Source organism: Lentzea alba (genome assembly GCF_047445655.1).
GTDB classification, from domain to species: domain Bacteria; phylum Actinomycetota; class Actinomycetes; order Mycobacteriales; family Pseudonocardiaceae; genus Lentzea; species Lentzea alba_A.
Map to the genome: position 1 here is coordinate 269,370 of NZ_JAJAEG010000007.1, position 14,422 is coordinate 283,791.

General features: G+C 67.7%; 19 protein-coding genes. 3 read left to right on the forward strand and 16 right to left on the reverse strand.

What is annotated here, in order from left to right:
• Positions 1-56 precede the first annotated feature (56 nt).
• Positions 57-485, forward strand: a complete 429-nt coding sequence (locus LFM09_RS14100; protein ID WP_414096853.1) for a hypothetical protein — start codon at positions 57-59, stop codon at positions 483-485.
• On the opposite strand, the gene LFM09_RS14105 is transcribed toward LFM09_RS14100, so the two are convergent.
• Genes LFM09_RS14105 through LFM09_RS14135 form a run of 7 tightly spaced genes read right to left on the reverse strand, consistent with a single transcriptional unit; the run spans position 482 to position 5,903 of the window.
• The gene (locus LFM09_RS14105; RefSeq protein WP_414096854.1) at positions 482-1,279 is read right to left on the reverse strand and encodes an MOSC domain-containing protein; all 798 of its coding nucleotides are present in this window, start codon (positions 1,277-1,279) and stop codon (positions 482-484) included. The genes LFM09_RS14100 and LFM09_RS14105 overlap by 4 nt on opposite strands.
• Entirely contained in the window at positions 1,276-2,694 is a 1,419-nt protein-coding gene (purB, locus tag LFM09_RS14110) for an adenylosuccinate lyase (protein WP_414096855.1), read from the reverse strand. Before purB ends, LFM09_RS14105 begins: the two co-directional genes overlap by 4 nt.
• Before the next feature lie 25 nt (positions 2,695-2,719).
• Entirely contained in the window at positions 2,720-3,475 is a 756-nt protein-coding gene (locus LFM09_RS14115; protein WP_414096856.1) for a hypothetical protein, read from the reverse strand.
• Positions 3,472-4,005 carry a SigE family RNA polymerase sigma factor gene (locus tag LFM09_RS14120; RefSeq protein ID WP_414096857.1) on the reverse strand — a complete coding sequence of 178 codons (534 nt, stop codon included), beginning with the start codon at positions 4,003-4,005 and terminating at the stop codon, positions 3,472-3,474. Before LFM09_RS14120 ends, LFM09_RS14115 begins: the two co-directional genes overlap by 4 nt.
• A gap of 57 nt (positions 4,006-4,062) precedes the next feature.
• Positions 4,063-4,647, reverse strand: coding sequence for a TetR/AcrR family transcriptional regulator (locus LFM09_RS14125; protein ID WP_414096858.1), 585 nt, complete (start codon positions 4,645-4,647; stop codon positions 4,063-4,065).
• Between the two features lie 27 nt (positions 4,648-4,674).
• Complete coding sequence (locus tag LFM09_RS14130) at positions 4,675-5,367, reverse strand: hypothetical protein (RefSeq protein WP_414096859.1); 693 nt, start codon at positions 5,365-5,367, stop codon at positions 4,675-4,677.
• A gap of 17 nt (positions 5,368-5,384) precedes the next feature.
• Positions 5,385-5,903 (reverse strand): SigE family RNA polymerase sigma factor, encoded by a 519-nt coding sequence (locus tag LFM09_RS14135; RefSeq protein WP_414096860.1) that lies wholly within the window; start codon positions 5,901-5,903, stop codon positions 5,385-5,387.
• A gap of 183 nt (positions 5,904-6,086) precedes the next feature.
• On the opposite strand from LFM09_RS14135, the gene LFM09_RS14140 reads away from it, so the two are divergent.
• Together LFM09_RS14140 and LFM09_RS14145 are read left to right on the forward strand one after the other, a co-directional pair.
• Positions 6,087-7,028 carry a threonine aldolase family protein gene (locus LFM09_RS14140; RefSeq protein WP_414096940.1) on the forward strand — a complete coding sequence of 314 codons (942 nt, stop codon included), beginning with the start codon at positions 6,087-6,089 and terminating at the stop codon, positions 7,026-7,028.
• 1 nt (position 7,029) lies between these two features.
• The gene (locus tag LFM09_RS14145; protein ID WP_414096861.1) at positions 7,030-7,626 is read left to right on the forward strand and encodes an HAD-IA family hydrolase; all 597 of its coding nucleotides are present in this window, start codon (positions 7,030-7,032) and stop codon (positions 7,624-7,626) included.
• Here LFM09_RS14145 and LFM09_RS14150 read toward each other — a convergent pair.
• From LFM09_RS14150 to LFM09_RS14190, 9 genes are all read right to left on the reverse strand, one after another.
• A complete protein-coding gene (locus LFM09_RS14150; protein ID WP_414096862.1) occupies positions 7,570-8,295 on the reverse strand; it encodes a potassium channel family protein in 726 nt (241 codons plus the stop codon). The two genes, LFM09_RS14145 and LFM09_RS14150, sit on opposite strands and share 57 nt — an antisense overlap.
• A gap of 38 nt (positions 8,296-8,333) precedes the next feature.
• Complete coding sequence (locus LFM09_RS14155; protein WP_414096863.1) at positions 8,334-8,483, reverse strand: hypothetical protein; 150 nt, start codon at positions 8,481-8,483, stop codon at positions 8,334-8,336.
• A gap of 14 nt (positions 8,484-8,497) precedes the next feature.
• A complete protein-coding gene (locus LFM09_RS14160) occupies positions 8,498-9,628 on the reverse strand; it encodes a pyridoxal phosphate-dependent aminotransferase (RefSeq protein ID WP_414096864.1) in 1,131 nt (376 codons plus the stop codon).
• A 20-nt stretch (positions 9,629-9,648) separates the two neighbouring features.
• Positions 9,649-10,794: a WXG100 family type VII secretion target gene (locus LFM09_RS14165; protein WP_414096865.1), complete on the reverse strand. Its 1,146-nt coding sequence runs from the start codon at positions 10,792-10,794 to the stop codon at positions 9,649-9,651.
• Between the two features lies 1 nt (position 10,795).
• Complete coding sequence (locus tag LFM09_RS14170; protein ID WP_414096866.1) at positions 10,796-11,101, reverse strand: hypothetical protein; 306 nt, start codon at positions 11,099-11,101, stop codon at positions 10,796-10,798.
• 104 nt (positions 11,102-11,205) lie between these two features.
• On the reverse strand, positions 11,206-11,943 hold the full coding sequence (locus LFM09_RS14175) for an ESX secretion-associated protein EspG (protein WP_414096867.1): 738 nt from the start codon (positions 11,941-11,943) through the stop codon (positions 11,206-11,208).
• A gap of 23 nt (positions 11,944-11,966) precedes the next feature.
• The gene (locus LFM09_RS14180; RefSeq protein ID WP_414096868.1) at positions 11,967-13,259 is read right to left on the reverse strand and encodes a hypothetical protein; all 1,293 of its coding nucleotides are present in this window, start codon (positions 13,257-13,259) and stop codon (positions 11,967-11,969) included.
• Positions 13,260-13,269: 10 nt separating this feature from the next.
• Positions 13,270-13,857 (reverse strand): DUF3558 domain-containing protein, encoded by a 588-nt coding sequence (locus tag LFM09_RS14185; protein WP_414096869.1) that lies wholly within the window; start codon positions 13,855-13,857, stop codon positions 13,270-13,272.
• Entirely contained in the window at positions 13,854-14,309 is a 456-nt protein-coding gene (locus LFM09_RS14190; RefSeq protein ID WP_414096870.1) for a hypothetical protein, read from the reverse strand. Before LFM09_RS14190 ends, LFM09_RS14185 begins: the two co-directional genes overlap by 4 nt.
• Between the last annotated feature and the right edge of the window lie 113 nt (positions 14,310-14,422).

The window sequence follows — 14,422 nt, forward strand, 5'->3', positions numbered from 1 at the left end:
GACGCACGCCCCTTCACCTCTACAGATCAAGCCCGAAGAGCCTTAAGGTGCACCCCGTGCTCACCCGAAAGGCGCTGTGGATCCCGGCTCTTGCCAGTGCGGGACTGCTCATCGTGCTGGTCGTAGCAGGTTGGGGCAGCGACTCCAGTCCTCTCTCGTCCCCGCCGTCGGGCTCGCAGAACTCGAGCACGGCGCAACCGGTCAGCATCGTGCCGACCCCGGACGTCGCCGAGATCACGGTCAAGACCACGACCTCCACCACGACGACGACCACGACCACGACGACGCCGAAGCCGCCGCCCGTGCAGGCTCCGCCGCCGCAGCAGCCCACGACGACGACCGAGACTCCGCAACGGGGACTGCTCGTCAACGAGAACGCGCCGTGCGCTCCGGAAGGTGCCATCGGCATCAGCCTGCGCGGCGACCCGTTGATCTGCCGCAAGGACCCGGACCGCAACAACCGGCTGCGCTGGCAGAAGGCCTAGGAAGACCACTCCAGGACGTCGATCTTGTCGCCGACCGCGATCGTGCCGGTGCGCACGACCTGGGCCTTCATCCCGAAGGTCACCCCGCCGTCAGGGTCACGCCGATAGGTGGCCAGCGACCGGATCGGCTCAGGCCCGTCCTTCAGACCGGTCTCCTGGTCGACCATCGGCACGGCGCAGCGGACGCAGTCCTTGGCGTAGCCCAGCTCGACGTCACCGATGACCGCGCGGCGCACCCTGTCCTCGGTGTGCGGCTCCGGCCATCCGGACACGATCACGTTGGGGCGGAACCGGTTCATCGGCACCGGGTCGCCGCCCCGCTCCAGGATCCGCTCGTTCAACCCGTCCAATGAGGACAGCGAGACCAGCAGCAACGCGTTGCCGTCGGCGTAACCCACGACTCCAGGGGTCTCACCGGTCGTCTCGCGGTGCAGGTCCGGCGGTGTCCGCACGAGCCTCACCGGCTTGCCCAACGCGTCCGAGAAGTACTGCGCGGCAGCGTCGCCCTGGTCGATCCCGGAGCCGTGCCACGTGTGCACGACCACCGGAACACGAGGCCCGTCAACGACAACCGGGAACGACTCGCCGCCGACGACCAGCGCCGAGTCCACGAGCGACGGACGCAGCGCGGCCATCGCCGGCACCTTCCGCTGCGACAGGAACACCCCGTCGGCAGCGTCGACCAACATCATCATCCGGTCGCCGCGCAGCCCCGTGAGGTCGACGGCGGAGGACGTGACGGAGTACCCGCCACATCCTTTGACCGGGTAGACGACGAGGCCGGAAACGATCACAGAATCGGCTCCGGCTCGTACGCCGGGTACTTGTCGACCACCGCGGCGACCTGCTCCACGACGGCCGCGACCTGCGCCGACGCCACGCCGGTGAACGACAGGCGGTCGGCCAGCAGCGCGTCCAGAGCAGCCCGGTCCAGCGGCAGGCGCGAGTCCGCGGCAAGGCGGTCCAGCAGGTCGTTCTCCGCGAGACCCTGCTCGCGCATCGCCAGCGCGACGGCCACCGCGTTCTCCTTGATGGCCTCGTGCGCGGTCTCCCGGCCGACACCCGCGCGCACGGCCGCCATCAGCACCTTCGTCGTGCCGAGGAACGGCAGGTAGCGGTCCAGCTCGCGGGCGACGACGGCCGCGTACGCGCCGAACTCGTCCAGCACCGTCAGGAACGTCTCCAGCAGCCCGTCGAACGCGAAGAACGCGTCCGGCAGCGCGACCCGGCGGACCACCGAGCACGACACGTCGCCCTCGTTCCACTGGTCACCGGCCAGCTCGCCGACCATCGACAGGTAACCGCGCAGGATCACCGCGAAGCCGTTCACGCGCTCGCACGAGCGGGTGTTCATCTTGTGCGGCATCGCGCTGGACCCGACCTGACCTGGCTTGAAGCCCTCGGTCACCAGCTCGTGGCCCGCCATCAGCCGGATGGTCTTCGCCACCGACGACGGCGCCGCCGCGAGCTGCACCAGCGTCGACACCACGTCGAAGTCGAGCGAGCGCGGGTAGACCTGGCCGACCGACGTCAGCACGCGCTCGAAGCCGAGGTGGCCCGCGACCGTGCGCTCCAGCTCGTCCAGCTTCTCCGGCGAGCCGAGCAGGTCGAGCATGTCCTGGGCGGTGCCGACCGGGCCCTTGATGCCGCGCAACGGGTACCGCGAGATCAGCTCGTCCAGCCGGGAGAACGCGACCAGCAGCTCGTCGGCCCCGGTCGCGAAGCGCTTGCCCAGCGTGGTGGCCTGCGCGGCCACGTTGTGCGAACGGCCGGCCATCACCAGGTCGGAGTGCTCGGCGGCGAGGCGCGCCAGCCGGCCGAGGACCGCCGCGACCTTGGACCTGATCAGCTCCAGCGACCGCAGGACCTGCAGCTGTTCGACGTTCTCAGTCAGGTCGCGCGAGGTCATGCCCTTGTGGACCTGCTCGTGGCCCGCGAGCGCGTTGAACTCCTCGATGCGCGCCTTCACGTCGTGTCGCGTCACGCGTTCGCGGGCGGCGATCGACTCCAGGTCGACCTGCTCCAGCACCCGCTCGTAGTCGGCGATCGCGGTCGCCGGCACGTCGATGCCCGCAGCCGCCTGGGCGCGCAGCACGGCGAGCCACAGCTGGCGCTCCAGCACGATCTTGTGCTCGGCCGACCAGAGCGTCGCGAGCGACGTGGAGGCGTAGCGACCTGCGAGGACGTTGGCGATGCGCGGCTTGCTCACGCCCTCAGGTTAGTGCACACAGGACTCACTCCCAGTCGACGGCGGGGTCCGTGACCAGCGTTGTGAGCACCTCCACACGCACCGGCACGGTCTGGCGCAGACCACTGCCCGTCGCCGGGTTGAGGTTGTAGCTGACGATCCTCGCGGCGTACCCGCTCTGGAACTTGCGCACGACCTCCGACCGCGTGAGGTCAGGACCGCCGTCGCTGAACTCGGCCTCGATGACGGTCGATCCGTCCCTCTGCGGCAACTCCCTGCACGAGATCGCGCCCGAGCAGAACGACTTGCTCGTGAACTCGAGCCGGCCGCCTTCCACCCGCAGCGAGGTCGGTCCGATCGAGTCGGTCAGGTAGAGGTAGCCGGTGAACTCCGATTCGAGCTCCTTCGACGGCGGAGCGGACGTCGTGCTCGTGCCGTAGTGGAGACGGCCTGGGTAGAGCCCCCCGTAGACGTCCGTCAGGGTCGGCATCGTCAGCCCGAGCCGCTCGGCCAGCTTGTCGCCGATGCGCTGGGCCTTCTTCTCCGCCGACTCGCTCGGGGGCGCCGACGTGTTCGTCTGGGCCTCAGAGGCGAGCTGGCCGTCCCGGTCACGGGGCAGCAGGCCGGGCAGCGCCAACGACGCCACGGCGATCATCGCCGTAGCCACGCCCACAGCGACCAGCGCTCGGCGACGACTTTTTTTCTGCTCGACCCGCCTCATCAGCGCGTCGGGGTCGAAGTCGAGCGGCGGCTCGTCCCAGACGGCCAGCAGCATTCCCTCGCGGATCTCCTGCTCACTCACGACGCGACCCTCCCCGAACTGCTGTCGAGCTTCTCCACGATCGTGCGCAGGGTTGCGAGACCACGCGCTGTCTGACTCTTGACCGTTCCTTCGGAACAACCCATGGCCACCGCCACCTCGGCGACCGACAGGTCTTCGAAATAACGCAGCACGAGCACCGCCCGTTGCCTCGGCGGGACCTGCAGCAACGCGGTGTGCACCAACTCACGTGCCCACAGCTTCGCGCTGGTCGTGTCCGGGTCGACGGTGGCGTCCGCGGTCTCGGGCAGCTCCCCGTCGCGCTGCTCGGCTCTGCGCCACGGCCTGCGCTTCTCGTCCAGCCACGTGCGCAGCAGCACCTTGCGGGCGTACGCGATGAGGTTGTCGAGGTCTTTGATGCGCTTCCAGGCCATGTACATCTTCATGAGCGACGACTGCATCAGGTCTTCGGCTGTGTGCCAGTCGCCACAAAAGAGGTACGCGGTACGTCGCAAAGACGCGGCATTGGCTGCCGCGAACTCGCGAAAGCCCTGTTCATCGGCCTTGCGCATGCGTTCCCCTCTCGCGTCCTCAACCAGGGGAACGCACTGGAGGAACGGGAGGTTGCATCACTCGTGACGCGAAAGGGCCGAACGGAGCATCCTGGCCGCCACGCCGCGCGGGTCCGACTTGAGCTCGATGAACGAGTTGACGACCGACCCGTCGACGAGCGCGATCAGCTCCTCCACCCGGTCCGCCGAGATGTCACGGCCTGAGCGGGCGAAGATGTCGGCGATCAGCTGGTGCAGCTCGGTGGAGAGCGTCCGCATCAACGGCCGCAGGTACGGGCGGCGGCCGGTCGCGACGAGGCGTTCGTAGCGCAGTAGCATCGTCTCGGTGTCCGTGACGTCCTGGCCCACGAGCAGGTCGAGGATCAGTTCGACCAGCACGTCGTCGTCGGCCAGCTGCTCGGAGATCGTCCTCAGCCGCTCGCGACAGCTCGCCAGCTCGGTCCTGCCGTGGAACTCGACCGCGGCGGTGATCAGCTCGTCCAGCGAGTCGAAGTAGTACGTGGTGGACGCGAGCGGCAGACCTGCGCGTTCGGCGACCGCGCGGTGCCGGACCGCGTCGAACCCGCCCTCCACGAGCAGTTCGGACGCGGCCTCGACGAGCGCCTGTCGCCTGCGCTCACCCTTGGGGGTTGCTGCCGTCATAGTCGCGCCAGGGTACTGGGCGGTTGGTCAGAACTGGGCCGCCATGTCGTTCGCGAACTCCTGAACACGGCTTTTGAACTCGCCGTCGCCCTGGGTGAACACGTAGAGGTCCTGGCCGCTCGTGGTCCTGACCTTGGCCGCGCCGGCGGGTGCCTCGAAGGCGTCCGGCGTCACGATCGCCGTGATCGTCTGGCCGTCGATCTTGAACATGGCCGCGCGGGACGGCGGCGAACACGAGGCCTCGGGGACCACGGCGTGGTCCGGCGAGACCGAAAGCTCTCCGGCGAGGGCGACGGCGAGCTTTCGGTCCACCGCGGCGCAGCCCTGCACTGCGCGTCCATCGGCCGAAGGGCCGATGCTTCCCGGCGTGGACGCGTCCCCCTGCGTGGACGCGTCGCCAGGGAAGTCCTGCTGCGTTGGCGGCTTGGCTTGTTGTTCCGGGACGATCGGAGCGGACAGCGGCGATTGTGCCGTGTTGTCCTTCTCCTGCCCAGCACCCGCGCTGTTCGTGACGTTCTTTTCCTGGCTGGTCCAGTTCACGCCGGCCACGACACCGCCGAAGCCGAGCACGACGACCAGGGTAGTGCCGGCCGCGATGGAGTTGCGCCTGCGAAGGGTGGCGCGTCGCGAAGCCGTTCGGACGTCACCCGCGTCGAAGGACGCCGGTGGCGCGTCGTGTGCGGCATCGCGGAACAGGTCCGCGAGCTTCTGCTCGTCCATCTACGTCCTCCTCTCGCTCACGAGGCCGGCCTCAGGTCGTCGATCGCGTCTCCCAGAGCTTCCCGCAGCGCGGTCAGCCCGCGGGCGGTCTGACTCTTCACAGTTCCTTCCGAGCACTTCAGCACCTCGGCCGTGGCCGTCACGTCGAGGCCCTCGAGGAACCTCAGCACGAGCACGGCCCGTTGCCTGGGCGGGACTCTGCGCAGGCCCTTCATCAACGCGTCACGCGTGGCCACCGTGTCGCCGATCTCGTTGTCCTGAGTCGGCGATTCCGGCAGCTCGTCGGTGAACTTCTCGCGCCGCCACGGACGGCGGGACTCGTCGATCACCGCGCGCACGAGGGTGCGCCGGACGTAGGCGTCGAGGGCCTGCTTGTCCCGGATCTTCCGCCACCTCCTGTGCACCGCTACGAAGGCTGTCTGAGCGAAGTCGTCGGCGCGGTGCCAGTCGCCGCACAGCAGGTATGCCGTTCGGCGCACGGCCTCACGGCGAGCCACGAAGTACTCCGCGAACTCCTGCTCGTCGCGCTGATCCACGCGGACTGCTCTCCGCTCGTTCCTCGAGTTGCACTTACCGGACGGAATCTGAGGCTCCAACGGTTGCACGAACCCACAGCGAGAGCTACATCACCCCCATGGTCGTTCACCGGATGTGATGTGATCGGGTCCGTGACCCCCATCGACCTGCGCTCGGACACCGTCACCCAGCCGGACGAGGAGATGCGCCGCGCGATGGCGTCGGCCGAGGTCGGCGACGACGTGCTCGATCACGACCCGACCATGGCGTTGCTGGAGGAGCGGGTCGCGGCGCTGCTCGGTGTCGAAGCCGCTCTCTGGGTCCCTTCCGGGTCCATGGGCAACCTCATCGCGTTGTTCCTGCACGTTTCGCGCGGTGACCGGTTCCTGGCTCCGCTCGGCGCGCACGTCCTGGACGCCGAGCTCGGGACCGCCGCCTGGCTGGCCGGTGGGATGCCGCACGCGCTGCCGGTCATGTCGCCGGAGGCCGTGATCGCCGCCGGTGGGGGCGAGTCTCCTTATTACGGGCTGCGCACCACGTTGTTGTGCCTGGAGAACACGCACAACGCTGCCGGTGGCACGGTGACGACCGCTGACGAGCACGCGCTGCTGGTGTCGGCGGCTCGGTCCGCCGGGCTGGCCGTCCACCTCGACGGAGCTCGGTTGTGGAACGCGTCCGTTGCGCTCGGGGTGCCGCTCACCGCGTTGACCGCGGGGGCGGACACCGTTCAGGTGTGTCTGTCCAAGGGGCTGGGCGCGCCGGTCGGGTCCGTTGTGGCCGGGTCTGCTGCTTTTGTCGTCGAGGCTCGGCGCGTTCGGAAGATGCTGGGTGGCGGGGTTCGGCAGGGCGGAGTGCTGGCCGCTGCCGGGCTGGTCGCGTTGGATCGCATTGGTCGTCTGGCTGCTGATCACTCGAACGCCGCCGCTTTGGCCGCCGGGTTGCGGTCGTTGGGGTGGGAGGTCGACGAGCCGGCGACGAACATCGTGCTGGCCTCGGTGCCCGATCTGGACAAGACGCTGGTTTCGTTGCGGGAGATCGGGGTTTTCGCCAGTCCGATGTCCGGCAAGGTTCGGTTCGTGACGCACGGCGACGTGGACTCGTCCGACATCGCCGAGGTGCTGCGCCGGCTACGAGAGGACGCCTGAGATGCGCTGGATCGTGTTCGACTTCGGCGAGGTCATCAGCCAGCGGAACCCGGCGATTCCCGCGATGGCCGCACGCGTCGGGGTGTCCGTGGAGCGCTTCGAGGCGGCGTACTGGGACCGTGACGCCTACGACCGCGGCAGCTCGGACGCCGACTACTGGGCGTTGATCGGGTCTTCGCTGGGGCTGTCGTTCGACGACGCTGCCGTGCGCGAGCTGACCGCGCTGGACAACGCCGGTTGGCTGGACGACCCGGTGGCGGAAACCGTTGCGTTGATTGATGATCTGGACGCTCTGGGCGTGCCGCTCGCGTTGCTGTCGAACGCGCCGGTGACGTTCGCGCGGCTGGCCGAGAAGGTGCCGTGGGCCAAGCACTTCCAGCACCTGATCTTCTCCGGTGATCTCGGCTGCGCGAAACCGGACGCGGCGATCTGGCGGCACGTGGAGACCGTCGTCGGCTCGTCGGACCTGATCTTCTTCGACGACCGCCTCACGAACGTCGAGGGCGCTCTCGTCGCGGGCTGGGACGCGCGGCTGTGGACGTCAGCCGCCGCTGCGCGCGTTGAGCTCCGCGCGGAGTTCGGCGATCTCGGCGCGTAGGTTCCGGAGCTCCTGCGCGGTTTCAAGCTCGGCTTCCTCGACGCCGCGCAGCTTCTCCACCAGCCAGCTGGCGATCGTGCCGGTGATGACACCGAGCAGTGCGATGCCGCCGACCATGAGCAACCCGGCCACGAGCCGGCCTTCTACCGTGACGGGATAACGGTCGCCGTATCCGACCGTCGACATCGTGGTGAGCGTCCACCACAACGCGTCACCGAACGTGGTGATGCTCGCGTTTTCCGCATGCCTTTCCGCGTCCAGCACGGCGAGGCTCGCACAAAACGCGACGATTGTCGTCACGCCCGCGACGTAAATGCTGACCCGCTGCCGGATCTTGTCCTGGAACTTCTTGTTGAGCAGGGTGAGGACCGTGATCAGCCTGAGGACGCGGAGCTGCCTGATCATCGGCAGCACGACCGCTGCAAGATCGAACAAGTGCGTCTTCAGGAACCAGATCTTGTTGTTGGCGAGCGTCAGCCTGGTCACGTACTCGGCCGCGAACACGGCCCAGACCAGCCACAACACGATCTCCAGCGTGAAGTGCATCCGCCCGTGGTCGTCGAAGACCTGCCACGCGTACGCGACGAGGAACAGCACGGCGAGAGCCGTCAGCGGCCACTCGACCTTTCGCTCCCACTGTTCGAGGCGGGCCTCGTTGGACTGCAACACCGCTTCATGGTGAGCGGTGCGTCCCGATTAGACCAGGGTTACTTCTTCGATTTGATCGCACCGTAAGCCGCGGTGCCTGCGAGGAGTAGTCCTCCAATCACAGCGAGCCAGAAAAGGCCCTTCACCACGAATCCGACGACGGCCAGCACGATCCAGATCGCCACCAGCCACCCGATGATCGCCCACACGGTTGTCTCCCCTCCTACAGCCACGCCTTCAGTCGCCTCAACGCTTCCTCGACGTCCTGTGTTGCACCGGCGAACGACATGCGCACGAAGTGGTGGCCGTCGACCGGGTCGAAGTCGATGCCGGGGACGATCGCGACGCCGGTGTCGGTCAGGAACTTCTTGCAGAACGCCATCGAGTCGTCCGTCAGGTGTCGTACGTCCGCGTAGACGTAGAAGGCGCCGTCCGCCGGTGCGAGCTTGTCGATCCCGAGGTTCGTCAGGCCTTCGAGGAGGAGGTCGCGGTTGGTTTTGTACCTTTTCAGGTGCTGTGCCGTTTCGGCATAAGCGTCGGGGTGGAATGCCTCGACCGCGGCGTATTGCGCCAACGCGGGCGGGCAGAGCGTGAAATTGCCGGTCAGACAGTCCACGGCCCTGCGGAGCCGTTCCGGCAGCAGCATCCAGCCGAGCCGCCAGCCCGTCATCGCGAACGCCTTCGAGAACGAGTTGACGACGATCGCTTCTTTCGACGTCTCCCAGGCGCAGTGCAGCGGTTCGCCGTAGCTGATGCCGTGGTAGATCTCGTCGCTGACCAGCTGGACGCCGTTGCTCTCGCACCACCGCGCGATCGGGCCCACGTCGACCACGGTGCCGGTCGGGTTGGCCGGGCTGGCCACGATCACGCCCTTGAGGTCCTCGTCCAGCATCTCGACCGTGGGCTGGAACCGCGTTTCCGGGCCGCACGGCAGTTCGACGACCTCACATCCCAGCGCCTTCAGGATGTTGCGGTAGGCGGGATAGCCGGGCCTGGCCAGGGCGACCCGGTCGCCGGCGTCGAAGGCCGAGAGGAACGCCAGCGTGAACGCGCCGGACGACCCCGTCGTGACCACCACGTCGTCCGGCGTCACGTCGAGGTCGTACTGGCGCTTGTAGTGCCCGGCGATGGCGCTTCGCAGCTCGGGGATGCCGAGCTGCTCGGTGTAGCCCAGCGCGTGCTCGTTCAGGGCCCTTGCCGCGGCGTCGCGAACGGGCCTCGGTGCCGGGCTGGACGGCTGCCCGGCGGCCAGCGAGATCACGTCACCGTGCGTCCGCTGCCGTTGCGCGGCAGCGGAAAGCACGTCCATGACGTGGAAGGGCGGGACATCGGCACGGGCAGCCACGGTCAGCATGTCGTCAGGCTAACCGCCGGTCAGTAGCCCTGGTAGCCACCGCCCTGGGACATCGCCTTGAGGCCGGGGTGGCCTTCGAAGCCGCCGTAGCGCGAGAACGTGTAGCGGACACCGGCGATGATGTTGTCCACCGGGTTCCAGATGTCGTCGTGGCCGGGCAGCTTGTGGGCGTTGAAGGTCGAGTCGATGCACTGCATCAGGCCCTTGGAGGGCGTGCCCTTCTGGGCGTTGGAGTCCCAGAGGTTGATGGCGTGCGGGTTGCCGCTCGACTCCTTCTCGATGATCTTCCAGATCTCGTCGATGTTCTCGTCGGTGACCGGGATGCCGTTGGCCTGCAGGATCTTGATGGCCTCGCGGATCCACTCCTCGACGTTGCCCGGGGGCGGGCTGCCCGAGGGAGGGCCGCCGCTGGAGCCGAGGCCGCCCATGCCGCCTCCGCCACCGCCTCCTGATGCGCCGCCGCCTCCACCGCCGCCGTTGCCGCCTTGTTGGGTGGGCGCCGGCTTCGACTGAGTGTCCGAAGAGGACGCCTTGGTCGAGTCGTCCGGGGGCGGGGTCGGTGCCCACTGGACGGGCTTGTCGGGTGCCGGGGTGAAGGCCTGGGTGTTCGGGTCCTCAATGGACGAGAACTTCGGGGAAAGCGCGCCGGGGCGGCCTTTCAGCGTGCCGGCGGCGGCGTTCACGGCGTTCTCCGCCTGGGAGATCACGGGTTTCGCATCGCCGGTCGCCTCGGCGCAGAGGCCGCGGATGGCGCTGTCGACGTCCTCCTGCGGCTGGTTGTGCATCTGCTGGCGCAGCTGGCGGGCGCGGCTCAGCAGGTTCTCGCAGATGCTGGTCATCGAGGTCTTGGCGCCCTCCAACGCGTTCGCGGCCGCCTCCAGGTCGGCCGCGGCGCCGTTGAGCGCGTCCGTCATCGAGGTGCCGCACTTCATGAGGTTGCCCATGTAGGCGACGAACCCGTCCGCCGACGCACCCTCCCAGGCGCCGTCGAGCTGGCTCACCGACCGCTGCAGGGCGTTCGTCTGGTCGCCGCACTTCCCGGCCGCCTGCTTCCAGCGGTTCGCGATGTCGCGCACGGCCTGCGGCTGCGCGGTCTCGATCTTGTCCGCGAGCCCGGCCAGCTCAGCGCCACCAGGCAGTGCCGCGACCTCGTCCATGGCGCTCACGTCACACCGCCTTCATGGACGTCTTGTTGGACTCCTCGACGTTCTCCACGGTGGTCTGGATCGCGTCGAGCGCACCCTCGACCTTGCGCAGCACCTTCTCCGCCGCCTCGAACTCCTGCGTGCCCGCCTGATCCATTGCGGTCACCGCGCCCGAGATAGCGCCGGATGCGCCGAGTTTTCCGAACACGTCCGAATTGCCGTACTGATTGGAAAAGCCGTCGCCGATCGCGCCGAATTGCCCGGCTTGGCTGCTCACGGTCGTGCGGCACTGTTCCATGGCTTCGAAGTTGAACTTCGTTGCGGCCATGCGCGCCCACCCCCTCGATGTCTCATACCGACCTTAGAACGAATTGCATTGCCCGGCCGGGTGATTGTTCGAGGTTAGGACGCAAGGCTTGGCGAGGACGTTCCTCAGACCTCCTGAAGGAGCTCCCAGATCGCGCCGGCGAGGCGGTGGTTGTCCACCGGCGTGATCGTGCACCACTGCCGCCCGTCACTGCTCGGCTTGAGCTGCCGCAGATATCGCCCGTTGTGCGTGTCGTGGAAGGAGACCACCCGCTTGGCGCGCTGCCCGTTGCGCTGCACGCCGAACTGCCCGCGCGTGGACGTCCCGTCCAACATCCCGGCCAGCTCCTGCGCGTCGCCGAGCCGCATCCCTTGCCGCTCCAGCATGGTGATCAACCGCTGCGCGTCCTGCCCGACGTCCTTGGCAGCCTTGACGAGCTCGTCGTAAGGCAAGCTGATCGACCGCCCGAACCCGGCCGGCATCTCCCCGGCCACCGAGACAGCGGCCTCGGCGAGAGCGGTCCCACGCGCCTCGATCAACCACATCTCATCGCGATCCTGCACCGCCAGGATCGCCTCGTCCCCGATAGCCGCCGCAAGCCCGCTGATCTGCCGATCGGCCCAGATCCACAGGTCGATCGAGACCTGATGGTTGGCCAGCAAAGCAAACCCGTCCGCGAGCTCGGGCACGACCCGGCCGTTCTCGGCCAGGCCGCGCGCCTCCAGCGACTCCCAGGCCCGCTTGACCACCTCGGCCTTCTCGGTGTGGGTGATCGACGGAATCCGCGTGTCCAACGCGACGTGCGCGGCCGGGAGGCGTTGCGCCTCCCAGACCACGGCGAACTCCACTGTGGACAAAACCACAGAACCTGGTGAACTCAAGGGATCTACTTGTCCTTCGGGTCTTCGCCGATGACGGACTGCACCACCATGCGATCATCACCGAACATCTCGTCGGAGTCGACCCCGTACTTGCGCACGTGCTCGCCGTCCTCCTCGCCCTCACCCTTGGCCGCACCGGCCGCAGGCGACATGAACGACCCAGCCCCCTTGCCACCGGCGGCACCCTTACCGCCCGCCGCACCAGGCCGGTTCGCCTCAGCGGGCCCAACACCACTCGCGCCGCCAGGCGTCATCGCGCCCTTGCCCGCTGCACCGGTCGCGCCAGGTCCACCCGGCATGCTTCCGGGCCCCGACTTGCCGCCACCCGCACCGGCCTTCTCGCCGCCGATCGTGGCCGGCGCACCCTTCGGGCCGGTGGGAGCGATGGGGGTCTTCGGCGCTTGGCTCGGCCCGCGCCCACCACCGACGACCTGAGCACCGCGGGCGGCACCCGTTGCGCCAGCCATACCGGTCGCGGCTGCCGCTGCAGCGGCCACGCCGATGGACGGAGCGATGATCGGCTTGGGCAGGCCTGGGCCGGCCGCGATCGGGCCTGGCGTCGGCGTGCCGGGGATCACGCCCGTGCTGCCGCCTGGGAGGTTGGGGGTCGGGCCGACCGGGATACCTGGTGTTCCGGGGCCGAGGGAGCCGGTGTAACCCGGACCGCCGTGGACGCCGGGCGGGCCCGCGTTGGGCAGGCCGACCGTGGGGCCAACGGGCGTGGACACGGCGGCACTGGAGACCACAATGTCGGGAGCCTGGTTGGGAGCGCGGAAGCCGTCCAGCGCGCTCTGACTGCTGTTCTTGTAGCCGTTCAGGGCGTCAATCGCCTGCTGACGAGCTTTGTTCGTGGCCTCGACCTCGGCTGCGTGATCGGTCTCGATGCCGATGAGACCCGCGCCCTTGTCGAGGAGGTTCTTCTCGGTGGCGCCGCGCAGATCCTGCTCGTGAGGCGTGCTGTGACGCACGGAGCTGGAGCTCTCCTGCTGACGCGCCATCGCGTCCGAGCTCTGCTGGGACGACTCACCCGCGTCGTTCACGCCCTCGGCCGCGACGCTGGTCTTTTCCTGGGCCTTTTCGCCGGCCGCACCCTGCCACTCGATGCCGAGGGTCCTCAGCTGGACCCGCAGCTCCTCGTCGACCGAGTAGAGGCTGTCTGCCAGCGTTCGCAACGCCTCCGAAGCAACGGAGAACTTCCGTGCGAGGTCGCCGTTGCTGAGCCGCTGCACCTCGGCGGCCAACTGATCGTTCGACCAGCCGGGAAAGTTCCAGTCGTTCAGCTCGCGATATCCAGACATGCCCTCCCCCTCACTTCAGCGTCTTGAGCGTCTCGAGCGCGAGGCCGGCAGCTTTCTTCGCCTTGTCGCACAATTGCTGCTGAGTCTCTTTGTTCTCGCTGTCCGGCTTGTAGTTCATGAAGAGCTGCTGGCCTTCCGCAACGTCGACGGCGACCGCGCAGTTCGCGTTATCCACGCCAATGAGCTTGACCTGAGCAGCGCCATATCCGGCCACGTTCACAACCTCAGCGGTCACATTTCCGCCGCTGCGCAGCCAGTAGTCGACACCCTTGTTGGTGGCCACGACTGCGATGTACGAGTAGGTGAGGTTGTTGCTGTAGAAACAGCCCGGCATCGCAGTGCCATCGATCACCGTCGACTGCTCCGGATCAGCTTCGGCGATCTTGATCTGATCCATCTGTGCCGCACTGAGCAGCTTGCAGGGATCGACGTTGTTCACCTTGAGCTCAGCAGGCCGCTTGGGCAGCTTGTCCGCAGATTGCGGAGTCGAGGTGGCGGACGAGTCGGGGTTGGCCTTGCCAATCTCCCCACCACTCGTGCAGGCCGAAACCATCACCAACAGCAATGCTGCAACGACTGGAACATACTTCTTGGTCACTTCGCAGGTCCGAACGTCGTGGTGATTTCTTCCTCGGTGAAACCGTACTGCGTGGCGGCTTCCCTCAACTGCTCCGACAAGTTCCTGAGGGCCTTGACATAGCCCTCGACACGCCCGGCATAGGTGTCCGAACCACCCATCAGTCGGCTGTTCCACGCGGCTGCGATGTCAGCACCGACCACACCATCAGCATCCCCGCTCGAAGGGATCAACAACTCGGTCGAGACACGGCCGAGCTTCCTCTCCAGCCTCTCCGCGCAGTCCCCGATGATCCCGCCGGCCTTCAGGATGTTGTCCTTGTTCACCTCGAACTTCTGCGTCGACGGACCCGACATGCTGTCCAGGAACGCCGTCGCCTTCCCAAGCAGGCCTACTGCGGCCCCGATCGCGCCACCAGCCAGTCCCGCAGCGGCACCGAGAACGGCATCCGCCCCCGCGTTCTCCTGTGTCACGACGTCCTACCCCCGTACGGTTGGTAACGGTTCGGTCCCGCTTCGCAGGCTACCAACGCCTGCGTAAGACGTACCTGTGGTTGGACGAAGACCACCCCTCGTTGGTTCCACGT